General features: G+C 47.9%; 22 protein-coding genes and 2 pseudogenes. 2 read left to right on the forward strand and 22 right to left on the reverse strand.

Going from position 1 to position 18,630, the window contains the following annotated elements; translation table 11 throughout:
- Positions 1-34: 34 nt before the first annotated feature.
- From tatC to hisC, 17 genes and pseudogenes are all read right to left on the reverse strand, one after another.
- Positions 35-790, reverse strand: a complete 756-nt coding sequence (gene tatC, locus A2F46_RS07270; protein ID WP_066568632.1) for a twin-arginine translocase subunit TatC — start codon at positions 788-790, stop codon at positions 35-37.
- Positions 791-796: 6 nt separating this feature from the next.
- The gene (locus tag A2F46_RS07275) at positions 797-1,042 is read right to left on the reverse strand and encodes a hypothetical protein (protein WP_066568634.1); all 246 of its coding nucleotides are present in this window, start codon (positions 1,040-1,042) and stop codon (positions 797-799) included.
- Between the two features lie 17 nt (positions 1,043-1,059).
- Positions 1,060-1,323: a Sec-independent protein translocase protein TatB gene (gene tatB / locus A2F46_RS07280; protein WP_066568637.1), complete on the reverse strand. Its 264-nt coding sequence runs from the start codon at positions 1,321-1,323 to the stop codon at positions 1,060-1,062.
- A 6-nt stretch (positions 1,324-1,329) separates the two neighbouring features.
- Positions 1,330-1,533, reverse strand: a complete 204-nt coding sequence (gene tatA, locus A2F46_RS07285) for a Sec-independent protein translocase subunit TatA (protein WP_066568639.1) — start codon at positions 1,531-1,533, stop codon at positions 1,330-1,332.
- A gap of 120 nt (positions 1,534-1,653) precedes the next feature.
- Entirely contained in the window at positions 1,654-1,995 is a 342-nt protein-coding gene (locus A2F46_RS07290; RefSeq protein ID WP_369796320.1) for a phosphoribosyl-ATP diphosphatase, read from the reverse strand.
- Positions 1,996-2,019: 24 nt separating this feature from the next.
- Positions 2,020-2,436 (reverse strand): phosphoribosyl-AMP cyclohydrolase, encoded by a 417-nt coding sequence (gene hisI / locus A2F46_RS07295; RefSeq protein WP_066568641.1) that lies wholly within the window; start codon positions 2,434-2,436, stop codon positions 2,020-2,022.
- A 197-nt stretch (positions 2,437-2,633) separates the two neighbouring features.
- Positions 2,634-3,401, reverse strand: a complete 768-nt coding sequence (hisF, locus tag A2F46_RS07300; RefSeq protein WP_066568643.1) for an imidazole glycerol phosphate synthase subunit HisF — start codon at positions 3,399-3,401, stop codon at positions 2,634-2,636.
- Between the two features lie 19 nt (positions 3,402-3,420).
- Positions 3,421-3,738: a hypothetical protein gene (locus A2F46_RS07305; protein WP_066568646.1), complete on the reverse strand. Its 318-nt coding sequence runs from the start codon at positions 3,736-3,738 to the stop codon at positions 3,421-3,423.
- 66 nt (positions 3,739-3,804) lie between these two features.
- The gene (gene hisA, locus A2F46_RS07310; protein WP_066568652.1) at positions 3,805-4,548 is read right to left on the reverse strand and encodes a 1-(5-phosphoribosyl)-5-[(5-phosphoribosylamino)methylideneamino]imidazole-4-carboxamide isomerase; all 744 of its coding nucleotides are present in this window, start codon (positions 4,546-4,548) and stop codon (positions 3,805-3,807) included.
- A 47-nt stretch (positions 4,549-4,595) separates the two neighbouring features.
- A complete protein-coding gene (hisH, locus tag A2F46_RS07315; RefSeq protein WP_066568762.1) occupies positions 4,596-5,246 on the reverse strand; it encodes an imidazole glycerol phosphate synthase subunit HisH in 651 nt (216 codons plus the stop codon).
- A 102-nt stretch (positions 5,247-5,348) separates the two neighbouring features.
- Positions 5,349-6,077, reverse strand: coding sequence for an amino acid ABC transporter ATP-binding protein (locus A2F46_RS07320; protein ID WP_197457605.1), 729 nt, complete (start codon positions 6,075-6,077; stop codon positions 5,349-5,351).
- Positions 6,078-6,107: 30 nt separating this feature from the next.
- Entirely contained in the window at positions 6,108-6,404 is a 297-nt protein-coding gene (locus tag A2F46_RS13025) for an ABC transporter permease subunit (protein WP_369796321.1), read from the reverse strand.
- The gene (locus A2F46_RS07325) at positions 6,328-6,780 is read right to left on the reverse strand and encodes an ABC transporter permease subunit (RefSeq protein ID WP_231867743.1); all 453 of its coding nucleotides are present in this window, start codon (positions 6,778-6,780) and stop codon (positions 6,328-6,330) included. The genes A2F46_RS13025 and A2F46_RS07325 overlap by 77 nt, the downstream gene beginning before the upstream one ends.
- The gene (locus A2F46_RS07330; RefSeq protein WP_066568657.1) at positions 6,777-7,526 is read right to left on the reverse strand and encodes an amino acid ABC transporter permease; all 750 of its coding nucleotides are present in this window, start codon (positions 7,524-7,526) and stop codon (positions 6,777-6,779) included. The genes A2F46_RS07325 and A2F46_RS07330 overlap by 4 nt, the downstream gene beginning before the upstream one ends.
- A gap of 107 nt (positions 7,527-7,633) precedes the next feature.
- Complete coding sequence (locus A2F46_RS07335; RefSeq protein ID WP_066568659.1) at positions 7,634-8,590, reverse strand: glutamate/aspartate ABC transporter substrate-binding protein; 957 nt, start codon at positions 8,588-8,590, stop codon at positions 7,634-7,636.
- A gap of 321 nt (positions 8,591-8,911) precedes the next feature.
- Positions 8,912-9,502, reverse strand: a pseudogene (gene hisB, locus A2F46_RS07340) (imidazoleglycerol-phosphate dehydratase HisB); the annotation flags it as partial.
- Positions 9,503-9,510: 8 nt separating this feature from the next.
- A pseudogene (gene hisC, locus A2F46_RS07345) lies at positions 9,511-10,583 on the reverse strand (histidinol-phosphate transaminase).
- Positions 10,584-10,794: 211 nt separating this feature from the next.
- Between hisC and A2F46_RS07350 the strand changes: the two are divergent.
- Positions 10,795-11,757: a PhoH family protein gene (locus A2F46_RS07350; RefSeq protein WP_066568768.1), complete on the forward strand. Its 963-nt coding sequence runs from the start codon at positions 10,795-10,797 to the stop codon at positions 11,755-11,757.
- 335 nt (positions 11,758-12,092) lie between these two features.
- Here the strand turns inward: A2F46_RS07350 and A2F46_RS07355 are convergent, their stop codons facing one another.
- Both A2F46_RS07355 and A2F46_RS07360 read right to left on the reverse strand, forming a co-directional pair.
- Positions 12,093-12,497 (reverse strand): YqaA family protein, encoded by a 405-nt coding sequence (locus A2F46_RS07355; protein ID WP_066568772.1) that lies wholly within the window; start codon positions 12,495-12,497, stop codon positions 12,093-12,095.
- 60 nt (positions 12,498-12,557) lie between these two features.
- Complete coding sequence (locus A2F46_RS07360; RefSeq protein WP_066568662.1) at positions 12,558-13,019, reverse strand: Lrp/AsnC family transcriptional regulator; 462 nt, start codon at positions 13,017-13,019, stop codon at positions 12,558-12,560.
- 166 nt (positions 13,020-13,185) lie between these two features.
- Between A2F46_RS07360 and rarD the strand changes: the two genes are divergently transcribed.
- Positions 13,186-14,106, forward strand: coding sequence for an EamA family transporter RarD (rarD, locus tag A2F46_RS07365; protein ID WP_066568663.1), 921 nt, complete (start codon positions 13,186-13,188; stop codon positions 14,104-14,106).
- A 100-nt stretch (positions 14,107-14,206) separates the two neighbouring features.
- On the opposite strand, the gene ispH is transcribed toward rarD, so the two are convergent.
- The 3 genes from ispH to ileS all read right to left on the reverse strand — a co-directional run bounded on the left by ispH (position 14,207) and on the right by ileS (position 18,587).
- Positions 14,207-15,148, reverse strand: a complete 942-nt coding sequence (gene ispH / locus A2F46_RS07370; RefSeq protein WP_066568664.1) for a 4-hydroxy-3-methylbut-2-enyl diphosphate reductase — start codon at positions 15,146-15,148, stop codon at positions 14,207-14,209.
- Positions 15,149-15,206: 58 nt separating this feature from the next.
- Positions 15,207-15,716, reverse strand: coding sequence for a signal peptidase II (gene lspA, locus A2F46_RS07375; protein WP_066568667.1), 510 nt, complete (start codon positions 15,714-15,716; stop codon positions 15,207-15,209).
- An 87-nt stretch (positions 15,717-15,803) separates the two neighbouring features.
- A complete protein-coding gene (gene ileS, locus A2F46_RS07380) occupies positions 15,804-18,587 on the reverse strand; it encodes an isoleucine--tRNA ligase (RefSeq protein WP_066568670.1) in 2,784 nt (927 codons plus the stop codon).
- Between the last annotated feature and the right edge of the window lie 43 nt (positions 18,588-18,630).

Raw genomic sequence — 18,630 nt, forward strand, 5'->3', positions numbered from 1 at the left:
TTGCCCAATCCCATGTGTTTGTCAAAATTTCCTATTAAGCCTCGTCCACAGGGCTGCGCTTCGATGACCGCCCCAGCAAACGGCACAGCACAATCCCAATTTCATACAGCACAATCAAAGGTACCGCCAACAAAGTCTGGGAGAGTACATCGGGAGGTGTAATAATGGCGGCCACAATAAAGGCCACCACGATCACATAAGGGCGTGCTTTCTTCAGCTGAGTAACATCCACTATTCCCATACGATTTAACAAGATTACCACCACAGGCACTTCAAACGTAGTGCCAAACGCCACAAACATGCCCAAAATAAACGACAAATATTTGTCGATATCAGTCGCCATGTTCACGCCATCGGGCGTGACACCAGCCAAAAATTTGAAAATAACCGGAAACACAAAATAATAGGCAAATGCCATGCCCAAACCAAACAACACCACACTGGAAAACAGCAATGGCAAAATCAGCCGCTTTTCATGACGATACAGCCCAGGCGCCACAAAAGCCCATATTTGGTAAAGCGTATGCGGTAGCGTAATCAAAAATGCCACCATTAAAGTCACTTTAATGGGCACAAAAAATGGCGCGATCACATCTGTTGCAATCATGTGATTGCCTGCTGGCAAGGTGTGCATCAGCGGTTCCGCTACAAAGGTATACAATTTTTGCGCAAACGGCACCAACGCAAAAAAACACACCAACATCACGCCCAAAATCCACATTAAGCGGCGGCGTAATTCCAACAAATGGTCAATCAGGGTTTGCTCTGGCTGTTCGGCTGAATTGCTCATAATGGCTTATTTCATAGACACATGGCGTCGTACGCGCAGTTTGGGCTGTGGACGGGGTCGAGGGCGGCAATCGCGCTTGCGTTGCCGAGCTTGATTATGTAACGACACGTGATGCAAAGGCGGCAGAAAAGCAGATCGATTACCAGAGTATTGAGCCACAGCAGAATCGATATTGCGCTGGTTATGATGGTCTTCAGCACCATTATTTTCATCAGGCAATCGGCCATCAACTGGCCCATCCAACTCCCCCACAGCTTGCTGTAAATCATCTACTTCGGCACGTACATCAGCACCTGCTGATGTACGTCTTGGCGCAATTGTTGGGCTGTCTGCTCGATGCTGTCACGCGCTGCTTTAAACTCAGCCATACCTGCCTGATTGCTTAAATCGGTTTTCACGTTGCTGATAAAATTTTGAATGCGCCCGACCCAAAGCCCAGCCATGCGCGCCACTTTAGGCAACCGCTCCGGACCCAATACCACCAAGGCCACTGCAGCAATGAGCAGCAGCTCGCTAAAGCCCAAATCAAACATGCCAGCTTAAGCCTTAGTATCGTCTTTGGGGTGTTCGATGATGTCGTCTTTTTTGGCCTTCGATTCTGATTCACCGTCATTCAACCCTTGTTTGAAATCATGCACGGCACCTCCTAAATCCTTCCCCATGTTGCGCAATTTTTTGGTACCAAAAATCAATACCACAATCACCAATACCACCACCCAATGCCAAATTGAAAATCCGCCCATGAGTCTATCCTTTATTACGATTTAAATTCATACAGTCATGCTGCCTGAAAACAGCCAGACATCATCACCAAAATACATGTCCGTTTAATGACCATTCCAATTTTGTTTGCCTTACCCCTACTACTTCCGGCTGGCTTTCTCATCCAATCCGGAAATATTTTGGCGCCGTTTTAATTCCATTAAGACATCTTCTGGCCTTAATCCATGATAAGTCAACAAAACCATGGTATGAAACCACACATCTGCCACTTCTTTAATCAAGTGCAATTTGTCACCATCTTTAGAAGCCATCAAAACTTCACCTGCTTCTTCAATGACTTTTTTCAGAATTTTGTCTTCACCCGCATGTAAAAGCTGCGATACATAAGAGCTTTCCGGCGAAGCCTCTCGACGCACCGCCATGACATCAGCAATTTCAGTCAATACCGTGTCTAAATGCATTTTTTTTAATTCGTTGTCCATGCTGCCTCCTGCTCCGCCATAAATTTAATCATGGCTGTGCGTGTGTCCATAAATGGCCAGTTCATCTTTCAATATTGCATCAGTAACCAACCACTGCCACCCATCCCACACTCGAAAAAAACAGCTCTCGCGTCCTGTATGACAAGCCATCCCACCATTCTGCGTAATCAGCAACACCAAAGCATCGCCATCGCAATCCAAGCGCAACTCATGCACTTGCTGTGTATGCCCAGACTCTTCGCCCTTCATCCACTGCTTTTGCCGAGAGCGGCTGTAATAGTGGGCCAATCCTGTGCGCACTGTGTCGCACAAAGCTTCGGCATTCATCCAAGCCACCATCAAAACCCGTTTGCTGTGCGCATCTTGCACCACTGCACACACCAAACCATTTTGATCCCATTTTATTGCTTGTAACAAAGCCTGTTGTAATTCAGGCAACATGGCCATCCCTTTAATTAAAAACCAATGTACGAGCCATCTAGCTACGGGCAGGTCACTTCTGCCCATCACGCCACCCTTTAATATATGCCGATTTGCCCTAAAATCAAAAGAGCGAGCCCATGCCATTCATCTCACGCTGCTGCCTTCATTGACAACAATATAAAGGCTACTCAAATTTGGGTCTGCAATAGCAAAGTTTAGCGGCGTACTTCAATACCTGCAGCCTGCATCGCTGCTTTAGCCTCACCAATGCGCACTTCTCCAAAATGGAAAATACTGGCGGCCAATACCGCATCAGCATGCCCCAAACTAATGCCTTCCACCAGATGCTGCACATTGCCCACGCCGCCAGAAGCAATCACAGGAATACTCACCGCATCACTCACAGCCCGCGTTAGAGCCAGATTAAAACCAGCTTTGGTACCATCCCTATCCATACTGGTGAGCAAAATTTCCCCTGCCCCACGGGCAGCCATATCTTGCGCCCAAGTCACTGCATCCAAGCCAGTAGGCTTACGACCACCATGGGTAAACACCTCCCAGCGGGTGTTATCCTCATTCACGGCCTTGGCATCTATCGCCACCACAATCGCTTGATTACCGAAAAAACCACTGGCCTCATTGACCAAATCGGGATTAGAAACGGCAGCCGTGTTGATGGCCGCTTTATCGGCACCAGCATTCAATAAACGACGTATATCAGCCACACTGCGCACGCCGCCACCCACTGTTAAGGGAATAAATACCTGACTGGCAACGGCTTCAATCACATGTAGAATAGTGTCGCGATGATCAGAACTGGCGGTAATATCCAAAAAGGTAATTTCATCTGCCCCTTCGTCGTTATAGCGTTTCGCCACTTCAACGGGATCGCCCGCGTCGCGCAAGGCAAGGAAATTCACGCCTTTCACCACACGGCCATTATCTACATCCAAGCAAGGAATGATGCGTTTGGCCAAGGCCATGTTGTCACCTAATTAATTGTTAATTCAGCCACTGTGTGGCAAGTGCATACGCGTGGGACTGCAAAAAGAAATAGCCTATTCCTGCCGCCACCGAAAAAACCGCACCACTGATAAAATTGACCGATACCACGTCAAGCAACCAGAACACCACGAACGCATACAGCCACAACACAAACCATGAAAACAACCAGATGGCATTAATGTGTGGCAAAGACCAATCCATCAAACTGATTGCCACCATCACAATAAAGGTAAACAGACTGGCTTCCCAAAAGGTTTGCTTGGCACGATCAATGCTCAACAGCAGCCACACACCCAATATTAACGCACCCAGCATGACATCTCCTTTATTGTTTTATTTTAGATTAATGCATCCTTTGTATTCATGAAGTTAACTTTGAATCTAAAGGCCCACCCATTCATCTGCTTGTTTTTGGGCTGCCTGAAAATCCAGACTACCCTCATAGATTGCTCGCCCAGTAATGGCCCCCATCACGCCACTGTCAGCCACCGCACACAATGCTCGAACATCATCCAAGTTCGTCAAACCACCAGAAGCAATCACCGGCACATTAACCGCCTCCGCCAATTTCACCGTGGCCTCAATATTCACACCACTCATCATGCCATCGCGGCCAATATCCGTGTAAATAATACTTTCGACGCCATAGTCCGCAAAGCGCTTGGCCAAATCGGTAACATGGTATTTGGTTAGCTTGGCCCAACCATCAATCGCGACTTGCCCATCTTTGGCATCCAAACCAACAATAATCTGCCCCGGGAATGCATCACACGCATCATGCAGAAACTGCGGATTTTTTACTGCGGCTGTGCCAATAATCACATATTGCAAGCCTAAATCCAAATAACGTTCAACCGTTTCCAAATCCCGAATACCACCACCCAATTGCACAGGTATATCGTCACTTACTTCCGCCAAAATGGACTTAATGGCGGCAAAATTCTTAGGTTTCCCTGCAAAAGCCCCATCCAGATCCACCAAGTGCAGGCGCCTTGCACCTTGCGCCAGCCAATGCTTGGCCATGTCTGCTGGATTATCGGAAAAAACCGTAGCCTCTTGCATCAAGCCTTGTTTCAATCGGACACATTGTCCTTCTTTCAAATCAATTGCAGGAATCAATAACATAGCAGCAACATTTCGTGATTAATCGTTAAATCCAAACCCAGCCAGATTTAGGCTGTGCCATCCCATTGTAGAAAGTTTTGCAATAAGCGCAAGCCCGCGTCATGGCTTTTTTCAGTGTGAAACTGTGTGGCAAATACATTATCACGCCCCACCACACAAGCAAATTCATTTGGATATTCACTGGTCGCCAGTACCAGTTGAGGGTCTACTGGCGCAAAATAATAGCTGTGTACAAAATAAAATCGCGCATCTTGCGCTACGCCGCGAAACACAGGATGTGAAACGCATTGATGCACCTGATTCCAACCCATGTGGGGAATTTTCAAACGGGTACCATCAGGAGCAGCAGGGGCAGGTTGAAAACGCTTTACACTGCCAGCAAACCAACCTAAGCCTGGAGTCGGACCCTCCTCGCTGACATCAAACAATAACTGAGCGCCCACACAAATACCAAAAAAAGGTTTATTTCGCAAACCATCCTCAATGGCATCGGCCATGCCACTACGCTTCAATGCGGCCATGCAATCAGGCATCGCCCCCTGTCCTGGGAAAATCACCTTATCCGCAGCAAATACCGTCTCAGGGCTTTCCGTTAAAACCACTTGGGCATTTGCCCCGCATAAAGAATTGGCGGCTTGAACCGATTTCAATACCGAGTGCAAATTACCCATTCCATAATCAACTATGGCTATGTTCATCATATATAAAATACTTGTGTAGGTATTTCAGGCAGCATCAGGTGCCCAAACAAGAGGCTGCCTGAAACCCCACCAGGCAGCCTAGGCATCATACCCGAAAGCCTAATGATTGAGAATCTTCGACAAAAACTGCTGCGCCCGTTCGCTGCGCGGGCTGCCAAAGAATTCATCTTTACTGCAATTTTCCACAATTTGGCCTTGGTCCATGAAAATAACACGATTAGCGACTTGGCGGGCAAACCCCATTTCATGGGTCACACACATCATAGTCATACCCTCTCGAGCTAAACTCACCATCACATCCAATACTTCATTAATCATCTCAGGATCCAACGCCGATGTGGGCTCATCAAACAGCATCGCAATGGGGTCCATACTCAAAGCACGGGCAATGGCCACGCGCTGTTGCTGACCACCGGAAAGCTCGGCAGGAAATTTCTTCGCATGTGCTGACAAGCCCACCCGATCCAAATACGCCAAACCTTTTTTGCGGGCTTCGTCTTTACTGCGGCCCAATACTTTAACTTGGGCAATGGATAAATTATCAGTAATACTCAGATGCGGAAACAGCTCGAAATGCTGAAACACCATGCCCACATGGCTGCGCAACTTCGGCAAATCGGTCTTCGGATCACCCACCGAGGTACCGTTGACTACAATATCGCCTTTTTGAAACGGCTCCAACCCATTAACACACTTGATAAGGGTCGATTTTCCTGAGCCAGAAGGCCCGCACACCACCACCACATCGCCTTTATTGATTTGTGCCGTGCAATCCGTAAGGACTTGAAAGTCGCCATACCATTTGCTGACGTTGTTGATGTCGATCATCACAGAATTGTCTGACATAAGCTGGTTTCCTTAAACACGCATTCTTTTTTGAATTTGTTTGACGCCATAGCTGCAGATCGTACTGATCACGAAATACACCACACCGGCAAAAATAATGTATTGGGTCTTCATCCCCATAGCATCGCCGCGCACGTTGGACGCGCCGAAGAAATCCAATACCCCAATCGAAATCACCAAGGTGGTGTCCTGAAACAAAATAATGCTTTCTTGCAACAGCAGCGGTGTCATTTTACGAAATGCTTGCGGCAAGATCACCAAACGCATAGTTTGCCCATAAGTCATGCCCAAGGCCTTGGCTGCATTCATCTGCTTTGGGGATAGATTGAATACCCGCACGCACAACTTCAGAAAAATAGGCTGACTCAAAGATCAAAAACGCGATCACACCCGCAACAAATCCAGTGTCAAAATTCACAAACTGGCCAGTTATCATGCGATAAAACAAAGGAAAAGCATAATACAACCACATGATGGTCAATAGTTTAGGCACCGAACGGAAAAAATTCACATACGCAGTGGCCGCAGCAGCCAAAAACTTAATAGAAGACAGGCGTGCCATGGCCAGCAACGTACCGATGAAACAACCGCCGACAATCGCCAAAAAGGTGATTTCCAGCGTTGTTTTCATGCCTTCCCACAAGGTGGGAGCAGCAGCGGACAATTCTTGTAAACCGAAACTCATGATTGTCCTTTCTCATTCATCAAACCCGGAATGCGGTAACGGCGCTCCAAGAAAGCCATGAAAGCAAACAGCACCATATTAATCACCACATATACGATGGTGGCATAAGTGTAAATTTCGAAGTTGCTTTGCGAGTATTCGGCAATGGTTTTGGTTTGACTAATCAATTCAGCCACACCCACCAGCGATGCAATAGAAGCATTTTTAAAACAATTGGTTAACTCAGATCCCAGCGGTGGCAAAATTACCCGAAATGCCTGGGGCAACAATACAATCCGATAGACCTGCCGAGTCGTAAAACCCAAGGCATAGGCTGCCTGAGTTTGGCCTCGGGGTAATGATTGAATCCCTGTTCGCACTTGCTCACACACCCGTGCGGCAGTAAATAAACCCAAACCAATGGCGGCTGAAATTAACGCTGAAGTGTTTGGCGTCAAATCGTAATACCACCAGTTTTTCACTGAATCGGGTAAAAAATTAGGCACCACATAATACCAAATAAACAACTGCACCAATAAAGGCACATTACGAAACAGCGTAACGTACAACGCGGCCAAACGTTGGCTACCGACGGAAGGCAAGGTGCGCATAATCCCCAGCACAGTCCCCAATGCCATGGCGATGGTCCAAGCAATTCCGCCAATGACAAACAGCCAACCAATCCCTGCCAACATCCATTGCAAGTAAATTTGACTGCCAACACCGGTTTGGTCAAATAAGACCCCCCAGTTCCATGTATAACCCATTGATGTTCCTTTACTTAGGGTTAGAAAGCGGCAAACATCCGCTCCAGACTGTGTAAAACACAAAGCCGGCTTGGCTGGCAAGCCGGCTTGGCTGCACAAACGCTAAATCACTCAGCCGGCTGATCTGTCGGCGTTGCAATGATGCCTTTAACCTGTTCAGACATCGGGAACTGCATGTTTACCCCTTTAGGTGGGATAGGTTGTTCAAACCATTTTTGATACATCGTGTTGATTTCGCCAGATTTAAAGGTTGCCTGTAAAGCACCATCAACTACCTTTTTAAAGCCATCATCACCTTTACGCAGCATACAGCCGTAACGCTCAAATGACATTGGCTTGCCCACAATTTCCCACTTACTCGGATCTTGTGATTTAGCGCGCTCGCCAGCCAACAACACGTCATCCATCATAAACGCTTGCGCACGGCCATTTTGCAACATCAAAAATGCTTCACCATGATCTTTGGCAGAAATGATATTCATGCCCAATTTTTCTTTATCGTTATAGGCTTTCAACAACCGCTCAGAAGTGGTACCTGCGGTGGTTACAACGGTTTTACCTTTCAAATCAGCAAAATCTTTAATGGGGGAGCCTTTGGCTACCAACAGGCGCGTACCCACTTCAAAAAACGCACTAGAAAACGCTACTTGTTTGGCACGTTCTGCGTTATTCGTGGTTGAACCACACTCCACGTCAATGGTGCCATTCAATACCAACGGAATGCGGTTTTGTGAGGTAATGGGATTGTAGCGCACTTGCAAATTGGGCAAATTGAGTTCTTTTTTCACCGCATCAACGATTTTTAATTCCAAATCGTGTGCATAACCCACTGGTTGACCGGGTTTATCTGCAATATAAGAAAATGGAATGGAAGAATCACGATAGCCCAATACAATGGTGCCGGAATTTTTAATTTTTTGCAGCGTATCCTCACCAGCCGCCGCAGTTGCGCCAGAGGCAGCAGAACCCGCAGCAGCACCTTTATCGCCGCCACTACAAGCCGTTAAACTGGCCAAAGCCGCCATGGCAGCCAAAACCATGGTTTTGCGTTTAATGTTCATCATTGCATAAGTCCTTTTTATTGAGATTCATCTCCATTGCACCGTGATTCATTCGTTCGGCGAATGCGATGGAAGTTATCTTAGCGCAAAAAAATAGGTTTTCACAATACATTACATTCGACATTGCCAAATGATTTAGATATAAACAATTAGGGATTTCATGCAGCCAGAACTGTATTATCAATCAAGGCGCTGGTTTTATTAATGAATACTGAAGTTTAATGATTCCTTATCGAGTGTAAATCATCTCGATTGAAGGCTTTTAGAATATGTAAAGCCAAGCAGTCAGGGCCGCTGATTGCTTGGCTTTAACTGCTTGAACACTTAAGCGGTGAGCGTTCCTTTGGTCGAAGGCATCACGCCCGCCATGCGTTCATCGTATGCAACAGCCGCACGCAAAGCCCGTCCAAACGCTTTGAATACGGTTTCTGCTTGATGATGGGCATTAATCCCACGTAAATTATCAATGTGCACGGTCATCATGGCGTGATTAACCAGACCATGGAAAAACTCACTGAACAAATCCACATCAAAACGACCAATCATGGCGCGGGTAAAATCAATGTTGTAAACCAACCCAGGACGACCAGACAAATCCAATACCACTCGACTTAACGCCTCATCCAACGGCACATAACTAAAACCATAACGACAAATACCGACTTTATTACCCAATGCTTCTTTCAGCGCTTGTCCCAAAGTGATGCCAATATCTTCTACTGTATGGTGATCATCAATGTGGTTATCGCCTTTGGCTACGATGTCTAAATCAATCAAACCGTGGCGGCTGATTTGATCCAACATGTGTTCCAGAAACGGCACCCCAGTATCGAAATGGCCCTTTCCCGTACCATCCAAATTAATGCTGACGGTGATTTGGGTTTCGCTGGTATGGCGGGTAATGGTAGCGGTTCTCATGGTGATTAAAGGTTTCCGTATAGTTCGTCGATGACACGCAAAACTGCTTGATTTTGTTCAGGCAGCCCAATGGTAATGCGCACACACTGATCCAACAGCGGGTGCGTGCCATGCAGGTTTTTAATTAAAATTTTATTGGCATACAGTGTATCAAACAACACTTGGGCATCCGGCACACGCACTGTCAAAAAATTGGCTTCCGATGCAAAATCCTCAACACAGTCATAAGCGCGTAAAGCCGTGCGCATGCGCTCACGCTCACCCATCGACTGATTAATGTGCTGCAAAATAAACGGCCGATATTTCATCGCGAACTCAGCCGCAGCCAAATTCAACTGACTGACATTATAAGGTGGAATAATCTTGCGCAGCTCATGAATCAGTGCAGGCGCACCAGCTGCATAACCCACGCGCAAACCAGCAAAGCCAATTTTACTCAAGGTTCGCAACACCACCAGCTTATCAATGGTGCCTGCCTGACGCAAAAAACTGTCAGAAGAAAAAGCGCCGTAGGCCTCATCGATAACCACGATCCCAGGGGCTGCCTGAATAATGGCCTCCATTTGTTCGCGCTCAAACCGGCCACCGGTGGGATTATTGGGGTAGGCCAAAAATACCAATGCAGGTTGATGAGTATGAATCGCAGCCAGCATGGCTTCGAGGTCCAAAGTAAAATCGGAGTGCAAAGGCACCCCGACATAATTCAAACCAAAAAACTCAGCATTGACTCGATACATCACAAAAGATGGCGCAGGGCCACCACGACTGCCCCAGGTTCAGCCACCAACATAACGAGTCGTTCGATCAATTCATCCGAGCCATTGCCCAGCACCAAGTCAGCCTCATCGGGAATGCGATGCGTCTGGCGCAACAATGGCAATAAAGCGCATTTTTGCGGTGCCGGGTATAAACGAATAGGCACTTCAGCCAGCATTTCGGCCAACGCCTTTTGCATTTCTTCTGGATACTCATAAGGGCTTTCCATTGCATCCAGTTTAACAAAATCGGCCGGCACATCAGCCACCGCATATGCTTTGGCCTCGCGCACATAAGGGCGAACAACATCTAAAGCAGTCATGGCGATCTCGATTCTTGATTGAAGTGAGTAAATGAGCAGCACGCTTTCGCCTCCAGCATGCCATTTAAAATAAATGTAACATACCTCCCACCCTCTCTGTAAAGCCCAAGGCTGCCTGAAACAGCTTCACCGCGCGTCCAACACTTGCATTTCAGCCTACTCGGCAGCATATTGTGTTTATTGTTTATTTTGAATGTCACACATCATCACCATGAGTCACACCACACATCACCAACTCCAGCAAATGGACAACGCCGCGTTACAACGCCTCTGCGGCGCCTTAGACGAGCACATCATTAGCTTGGGAAAAGCCTTAAATTTAGACATCAGCCGTCGTTTTGACCAGTTTACCCTAACCGGTGAGCACACCCATGCAGGCATCACTGCTTTGGAAAGCTTAGCCGAGACCGCGAACGAGCGCGACATCAACGACAGCGACATTCAACTGGCCGCAGTGGAAGCGAAAGCCCATAAACCACAACACCCCACACACCAAGACCACCAAACTTGGACGCTGCGCACCAAGCGTGGCAATATCGGCGGCCGAACACCGCGCCAAAGCGGCTATATCCGCGCGCTCTTAACGCATGATGTGGTGTTTGGCTTGGGCCCAGCGGGTACGGGCAAAACCTATTTGGCCGTGGCCGCGGCAGTAGACGCCATGGAAAAACATTTAGTTGAGCGCATTGTATTGGTTCGGCCTGCTGTGGAAGCGGGGGAAAAGCTGGGTTTTTTACCTGGGGATTTGGCGCAAAAAGTCGATCCTTATCTGCGCCCTTTATACGATGCATTGTACGATTTGATGGGCTTTGATCGTGTCACTAAATTGCTGGAAAAAGGCTTGATTGAAATCGCCCCCTTGGCCTACATGCGGGGGCGCACCTTGAATGGTGCCTACGTCATCCTTGATGAAGCACAAAACACCACGCCAGAACAAATGAAAATGTTCCTCACGCGCATCGGCTTTGGTGCCAAAGCCGTCATCACGGGCGATGCAAGTCAAATTGACTTGCCCAAACACATCAAAAGTGGCTTAAAAGACGCGCGCGAAAAATTAAACAACATTGATGGCCTCTATTTTCACGTATTCACCAGCGAAGATGTGGTGCGGCATCCTCTGGTACAAAAAATTGTTGATGCTTACGATGCAGCAGACGAAGACCAGCATCAATAAATAATACCGCAAATCTTATTTAAGGCTGCCTGAAACCGGTTCAGGCAGCCTTTCATCCAAACAGCAATGAACAATTAGCCTCATCAGCTTGGAATGTGCTGATACTATTCTTCACTGTTTGGTCAGTGAATCACATGAGCTCAATAAGCACATTTCATCCCATACAAATAACAGACATTCAGCAAGATTAACCTCGTGCGAAAAGCCATATGCCGATGCAGGGTTGATTGATCAACATATTGTTTTAAAGCATCAATCCGAATCAACCCATACATAAAATCATAACTAGGCACCACGCATTTCAACCTGCTGAATACACACAGTGAACATACCATTTACACCACAACCCAAAGCCCACCAATTAACACCGCATAACGAGCAAATTTACCCACCACCAAAAGCAAACTGGACAGCCAAAAATTCAATCGCAACCACCCCGCCGCAATGGCCAATCCGTCGCCCACAAACGGTACCCAAGCCATCAGCAAAGCCCAAATACCGTATTTGTCTATCCAGTGTTTGATACGTTCACTGGGTTGGTGTTTGTCCGGCACCAATCTACCCATGCCATAAGACACCATGCTGCCCATGCCATTGCCCAACGTGGCCACCAGCAATGCCCACGGCCACAATGATTCATAGGCATGCACAAAGGCCAACAGCGCCACGTCTGATGTCCCAGGCAAAATCGTGGCCGAGCTGAATGCTGAAAACCACAAACCCAACCATTGCCAAATCAAGATGGCACACTCCACAGTAAAAAGGAATCATCCTACCGAATTCAGGCAGCCTGTGCGGTTTTACAATGTAATTTTGGTTTCAACTTTATTAAAATTCATCACAAATTGACTTTTAAAACCACGCACATTATTTTCAGACGTTAATACACGGCGCGTAAATTGATGATAATCCGCCATGTCGCGGGCATGCACCAACAACATATAATCGTAATCCCCAGAAATTTCATAGCAGCTCATCACATCGGGTTCCTTATTCACCCGTCGCACAAATTCATCTTGTAACGCGAAATTTTGCTTGTCCATTTCAATCATCACAAACACACTCAAATGGCGGCCCACCGCATCCGGATTCACCATCACCACCTGCTTGATGATGACGCCTTCATCTACCATTTGCTGAATACGCCGCTGGCACGTGGCCACCGAAGAGCCCACTTCCTCAGCCAAAACCTTCAAAGGCGTAGTGCCATCCGTTTGCATGATATTGAGAATTTGCTTATCCAGTCTATCCAACTCGTGCATCGTCATTTCCAAAAAAATTTCCTACAATTTATATCAAATTGATAAAAAATCCCACAAATTAATAAATTTAGAAAAAATTTATTGGGTCAGGACGAATAAAATAGCTTCATTCTTATTAACCAAGAACCAAGACAATTGGGCCTTGGCAATCGTTGAGCCATTGTTGATGAATACACATAAAAAAGGCATTTGGGCTGCTTTGTTGTCCAATTTTTTATTTGGTGCCATGTTTTTATACAGTGACTGGATGGCGCCCATGTCTGGCACCACCGTGTTTGCGTGGCGGATGGTAAGCATGCTCTTGAGCTTATGGTTAATCGTGTTGTGTACGCATGGCTGGCCAGAACTGTTCCGCTTTGTTTACCAAGTGGGTATGAACGGGCGAAAATGGCTGCTGATTCTGTTGCCAACGCCGATTATCGGCTACCAACTGTGGTTATTTATGTGGGCACCCGTCAATGGTCATGGCATTGACGTGGCGATGGGTTATTTCTTATTCCCCTTAATGATGGTGTTATGCGGTTGGTTGTTTTTGCATGAAGAATTGAGTGGTTGGCAATGGTTGGCAGTGGGTCTGGCTGGCATGGGCGTGGCCCACGAATTATGGCAAAACCAAGTCTTTTCTTGGGTAACGCTGTCGGTGTTCACAACTTATCCGCTGTATTACATGCTGCGCCGTTGGATGCAGGTTCCTGCCCTCACCGGCTTATTGATCGATCTCACCTTAATTGCCCCGGTGGCCGCTTTTTATTTGGCGTTTCAGCCCGGCAGTTGGGCCATACTCACGGAGCCTTCTAGATATTGGCTATTGATTCCAGTTATGGGCATCATCAGTGCCGCGTCCATGCAGTTGAATCTCTATGCGAGCAGAATGATTCCCATGAGTTTATTTGGGATGTTCAGCTACTTGGAACCAATTTTGCTGTTTGTGCTCACGGTAACGGTACTGCAAACCCCCGTCACCGTTTCGGCCATGATCACGTATTCTTTAATTTGGGTAGGCCTGTGTTTTGCCATGTATGATAGTTACTTAAAAACGCAGCAAGCCAATCTGGCTCGAGGCAAGCCTTCATCCGCGCAAGCCTAAAAAAGCGCACGTCCTAGGCAGCAAACTCATATCCAGCAGCTGGCTCAAAAAACATTCAGGCAGCCCTAAAGGCTGCCTGAATGTTTTACGCTGCTATCATTTATGACGGATCACGCAATTCCTTAGGCAACACAAACACGATGCTCTCAGCGACACCTTCTGTTTCACGAGCAGATGGGTAACCCCATGCCGCAATGGTGTCCACTACTTCCTGTACCAACACCTCAGGCGCAGACGCTCCAGCCGTGATGCCCGCTTTATGTTTACCCTCAAACCACGCGCGTTTCAGGCAGCCTGCGTTGTCGACCATATATGCATCGACACCGCGCAGTGCCGCCACTTCACGCAAGCGATTGCTATTCGAACTGTTGGGCGAGCCCACCACGATCACCACATCACAATCCGCAGCCAATGCTTTCACCGCTTCTTGGCGGTTGGTGGTGGCATAACAAATGTCTTCTTTATGAGGGCTTTTAATGTGCGGAAATCGAACTTTTAAAGCGGCAATAATGCCGCTGGTTTCATCCACCGACAAAGTGGTTTGGCTCACATGCGCCAGTTTCTCTGTATCCCGTACCACTAAATGCGCCACATCTTCTTCCGTTTCCACCAACAACATCGCACCGGGCGAAAGTTGTCCCATCGTGCCTTCCACTTCTGGGTGGCCTTTGTGCCCAATCATAATGATTTGAAAGCCTTGCTGATCCAATCGCGCCACTTCTTTATGCACCTTAGTCACCAACGGGCAAGTGGCATCAAATACCCGAAAACCACGTAAAACAGCCTCATCTTGCACTGCTTTAGACACCCCGTGGGCGGAGTAAATCAAGGTAGCGCCCAAAGGTACTTCGGCCAAATCCTCAATAAATATCGCGCCTTTGGCGCGCAGATTATCCACCACGAATTTGTTGTGTACGACTTCATGGCGCACATAAATTGGTGCGCCATATTGGGCCAAGGCGCGCTCAACAATGCTGATGGCGCGATCCACACCTGCGCAAAAGCCACGCGGATTGGCCAGCATAATGCTTTTTTCACTCATGTATCGTGTCACTCATTGATGTGAATTAACGTGCGTTCAAGCTACTCAAACACATTATTCAAGCAGCTTGGGTATTTTTTTCTGGTTTTTTGGGTTTATGGCGGAAGCTGTCGATGACCAACAACACCGCGCCCACACAAATAAAACTGTCGGCAATATTGAATGCTGGGTAATACCATTCTTGATAGTAGAACAACAAAAAATCAATCACATGACCATGAATCAATCGGTCCACGACATTCCCAATGGCACCGCCAACAATCATCGCAGCACCCCATTTGCCGATTCCCCCAAATTCATTTTTGGCAATGGCACGAATCAAGTAAGCGCAAATCACCACTGCCAGCCCCATAAAGAAGAATTTTTGCCAGCCGCCCGCGTCAGCCAAAAAACTAAATGCCGCACCCGGGTTATAAACCAACGTCAAATCAAAAAAATTAGGAATAACGTTCACGCGTTCCATATAGCTAAACTGTTGCACGATCAATGTTTTGATCAATTGGTCCAATACAATGGCCACCGCGGCCAAAGCCATGTATTTACCCAAGCCCACTTTTTCTTGCTGCATAAAATTTCCCATGTACACAGCAGCGCCGCAACGACAGTTGCTGCGCTATCCATGTTTGTCTAAATCCAGTAAATGACCCTGAATCAATTAGGCATAGTGCCGCTCTTCTCCAGCCCCATCCAAATTATCGGCACACCGGCCACAAACAGTGGGGTGCTTGGCATCAATGCCGATATCATGCGTGTAATGCCAACAGCGGTCACATTTCTCACCACTACTGGCCGTGGCCACAGCAGCCAAATCATCCCCTTCTGTTACGCTGGCTTGAGAAACCAACATCACAAACCGCAATTCATTCCCCAAGGCTTTCAGGTAGCCTGCCGTGGGTGCGGGTGCCGTAATGGCCACATCGGCCTGCAAAGACGAACCAACGGTTTTATCCATACGCAATGGCTCAATCGCTGCATTCACCACTTCGCGCGCGGCGCGGATGGCTTCCCATTTACGCACCAGCACCTCCTCGCTGTCTTTGGGCATATCGGGGAAATTGTGCAAAGTATGGAACAGCACACTGTCTTCTTCACCACCGCCAATGATGTCCCATGCTTCTTCACCGGTGAAACACAGGATCGGACTCAACAGCAGCACCAAATTGCGCGTGATGTGGAACAACGCCGTTTGCGCACTGCGCCGTGCATGGCTGTTGGCCTTGGTGGTGTACAGACGGTCTTTAAGGACGTCCAGATAAAACGCGCCCATGTCTTCAGAGCAGAAATGCACAATATCTTGAACGGCATAATGAAATGCATAACGAGGGTAATAATCGCCAGCCACCCGTTCTTGCAGCTGTCGCGCCAATACCAAGGCATAGCGATCCATTTCCACCATTTTGTCTTGTGGTACCGCGTTTTCCATTGGGTCGAAATCAGACAAATTGGCCAGCAAAAACCGTAAAGTATTGCGCAAACGCCGATAGCTTTCGCTCACGCGTTTCAAAATCTCATCAGAAATCGCCAATTCGCCAGAATAATCAGTTGAGGCCACCCACAGCCGCAGAATATCGGCACCCAGTGAATCATTGACCTTTTGCGGCGCCACCACATTGCCCACCGACTTGGACATTTTCTGACCATTGCCATCCACCACAAAACCATGCGTCAGCAATTGTTTATAAGGGGCGCGACCCACAGTGGCGCAACCAGTGAGCATGGATGATTGGAACCAACCGCGATGTTGGTCTGAGCCTTCCAAATACAAATCCGCAGGCCAAGCCAATTCAGGGCGTTGACGCAATACGGCATAATGGGTGCTGCCTGAATCAAACCACACATCCAACGTGTCTTTCAGCTTCTCATAATGCCCCGCTTCATCGCCCAATAGTTCTTTGGCATCCAATGAAAACCACGCTTCTATGCCGTGTTGCTCAATACGCTTGGCCACTGTCTCTAACAATTCTGCCGAACGTGGGTGCAATTCCCCGGTTTCCTTGTGTGCAAAAAACGCCATGGGTGTTCCCCAGTTGCGCTGGCGTGACACCACCCAGTCAGGGCGGCCTTCAATCATCGCTTCCAAACGCGCCCGCCCCCACGCTGGGAAAAATTCGGTGGCATCCACGGCGCTCATCGCCATGCTGCGCAAGGTTTTCCCATTGGACCCAGGTTTATCCATGCCAATAAACCATTGGCTGGTGGCCCTGAAAATAATCGGCGTTTTGTGGCGCCAGCAATGAGGATAGCTGTGTTCCAATTTTTGGCTGGCCAGAAGGTGGCCATTGTTGGCCAATGTGTCAATCACCACCGGATTAGCAGCCCACACATTCATACCAGCCACAATGGGGGTATCTTTGCGGAATGTACCATCGCCCAACACCGGATTATCAATCGGCAGGTGGTAGCGCAAGCCCACCAGATAGTCATCCATACCATGAGCCGGTGCCGTGTGCACCAAGCCAGTACCAGCATCAGTGGTCACGTGTTCACCCAAAATAACCGGTACTTGGCGATCGGCCAAGAATGGATGTTGTAGTCGCAAATGCTCCAACGCTGCGCCGTGGATTTCGGCCACCACAGTGTAATCAGCGATGCCATAACGCGCACAAGCCGCATCCACCAAATCTTTGGCCAATACCAACATCCCTTTGCTGGTATCAATCAATTGGTAGGTCATCTCAGGATGCACAGTGACCGCTTGGTTGGCTGGCAACGTCCATGGCGTGGTGGTCCAAATAACCGCGCTGACCTTATCCGGCGTTTCAGGCAACCCAAACACCTTAACCAAGGCCGGCACATCCACAAAATCAAAAGCCACATCAATGGCTGGTGACGTTTTGTCTTTGTATTCCACCTCAGCTTCGGCCAAAGCAGAACCGCACTCAATACAATAATTCACGGGTTTTTCGCCGCGATACAAGAAACCAGCAGCTTGAATTTTGCCCAGCGTGCGCACGATATCGGCTTCGGTTTTGAAGTTCATGGTGAGATAAGGATTGTCCCAATCGCCCAACACCCCCAAACGGATAAAATCACACTTTTGTTTGGCAATCTGCTCTTTTGCGTATTCACGGCATAGCTCACGAAATTTAGCTGCTGGAATATTTTTGCCATGTAGTTTTTCCACCATCAGCTCAATCGGTAAACCGTGGCAGTCCCAGCCGGGTACATAAGGCGCATCAAAACCGGCCAATGTTTTGCTGCGGATGATGATGTCTTTGAGAATTTTATTCACTGCGTGACCAATGTGAATATCGCCATTGGCATACGGAGGGCCGTCGTGCAAAATAAATTTAGGGCGACCTTGGGCAAGCTCACGCAGTTTTTGATAGCGTTTTTGCTCATACCAAGATTTCAGCCAGCCGCCTTCGCGCTTAGCCAGATTACCGCGCATGGGAAACGGCGTATCCAATAGGTTTACGGTTTTACTGTAATCAGTCATAACATACTCGTGTGGGTTTGGCCGCAATAGCGGCCACAAACAG

The organism is Snodgrassella sp. CFCC 13594 (genome assembly GCF_001590725.1).
Lineage (GTDB): Bacteria > Pseudomonadota > Gammaproteobacteria > Burkholderiales > Neisseriaceae > Snodgrassella.

Coding starts and splice junctions, on each gene's coding strand:
- A2F46_RS07350 (WP_066568768.1), top strand. CDS start 10,795: ATGAGTCACACCACACATCACCAACTCCAGCAAATGGACAACGCCGCG.
- rarD (WP_066568663.1), top strand. CDS start 13,186: ATGAATACACATAAAAAAGGCATTTGGGCTGCTTTGTTGTCCAATTTT.
- tatB (WP_066568637.1), bottom strand. CDS start 1,323: ATGTTTGATTTGGGCTTTAGCGAGCTGCTGCTCATTGCTGCAGTGGCC.
- hisF (WP_066568643.1), bottom strand. CDS start 3,401: ATGGCCTTGGCCAAACGCATCATTCCTTGCTTGGATGTAGATAATGGC.
- hisA (WP_066568652.1), bottom strand. CDS start 4,548: ATGTTATTGATTCCTGCAATTGATTTGAAAGAAGGACAATGTGTCCGA.
- tatC (WP_066568632.1), bottom strand. CDS start 790: ATGAGCAATTCAGCCGAACAGCCAGAGCAAACCCTGATTGACCATTTG.
- A2F46_RS07360 (WP_066568662.1), bottom strand. CDS start 13,019: ATGCACGAGTTGGATAGACTGGATAAGCAAATTCTCAATATCATGCAA.
- hisI (WP_066568641.1), bottom strand. CDS start 2,436: ATGTTGCCTGAATTACAACAGGCTTTGTTACAAGCAATAAAATGGGAT.
- A2F46_RS07320 (WP_197457605.1), bottom strand. CDS start 6,077: ATGATCGACATCAACAACGTCAGCAAATGGTATGGCGACTTTCAAGTC.
- A2F46_RS07305 (WP_066568646.1), bottom strand. CDS start 3,738: ATGCTGGGTGCGTTAATATTGGGTGTGTGGCTGCTGTTGAGCATTGAT.
- A2F46_RS07325 (WP_231867743.1), bottom strand. CDS start 6,780: ATGAGTTTCGGTTTACAAGAATTGTCCGCTGCTGCTCCCACCTTGTGG.
- ileS (WP_066568670.1), bottom strand. CDS start 18,587: ATGACTGATTACAGTAAAACCGTAAACCTATTGGATACGCCGTTTCCC.
- A2F46_RS07335 (WP_066568659.1), bottom strand. CDS start 8,590: ATGATGAACATTAAACGCAAAACCATGGTTTTGGCTGCCATGGCGGCT.
- A2F46_RS07290 (WP_369796320.1), bottom strand. CDS start 1,995: ATGGACAACGAATTAAAAAAAATGCATTTAGACACGGTATTGACTGAA.
- ispH (WP_066568664.1), bottom strand. CDS start 15,148: ATGAGTGAAAAAAGCATTATGCTGGCCAATCCGCGTGGCTTTTGCGCA.
- A2F46_RS07330 (WP_066568657.1), bottom strand. CDS start 7,526: ATGGGTTATACATGGAACTGGGGGGTCTTATTTGACCAAACCGGTGTT.
- hisH (WP_066568762.1), bottom strand. CDS start 5,246: ATGAACATAGCCATAGTTGATTATGGAATGGGTAATTTGCACTCGGTA.
- lspA (WP_066568667.1), bottom strand. CDS start 15,716: ATGCAGCAAGAAAAAGTGGGCTTGGGTAAATACATGGCTTTGGCCGCG.
- tatA (WP_066568639.1), bottom strand. CDS start 1,533: ATGGGCGGATTTTCAATTTGGCATTGGGTGGTGGTATTGGTGATTGTG.
- A2F46_RS13025 (WP_369796321.1), bottom strand. CDS start 6,404: ATGAATGCAGCCAAGGCCTTGGGCATGACTTATGGGCAAACTATGCGT.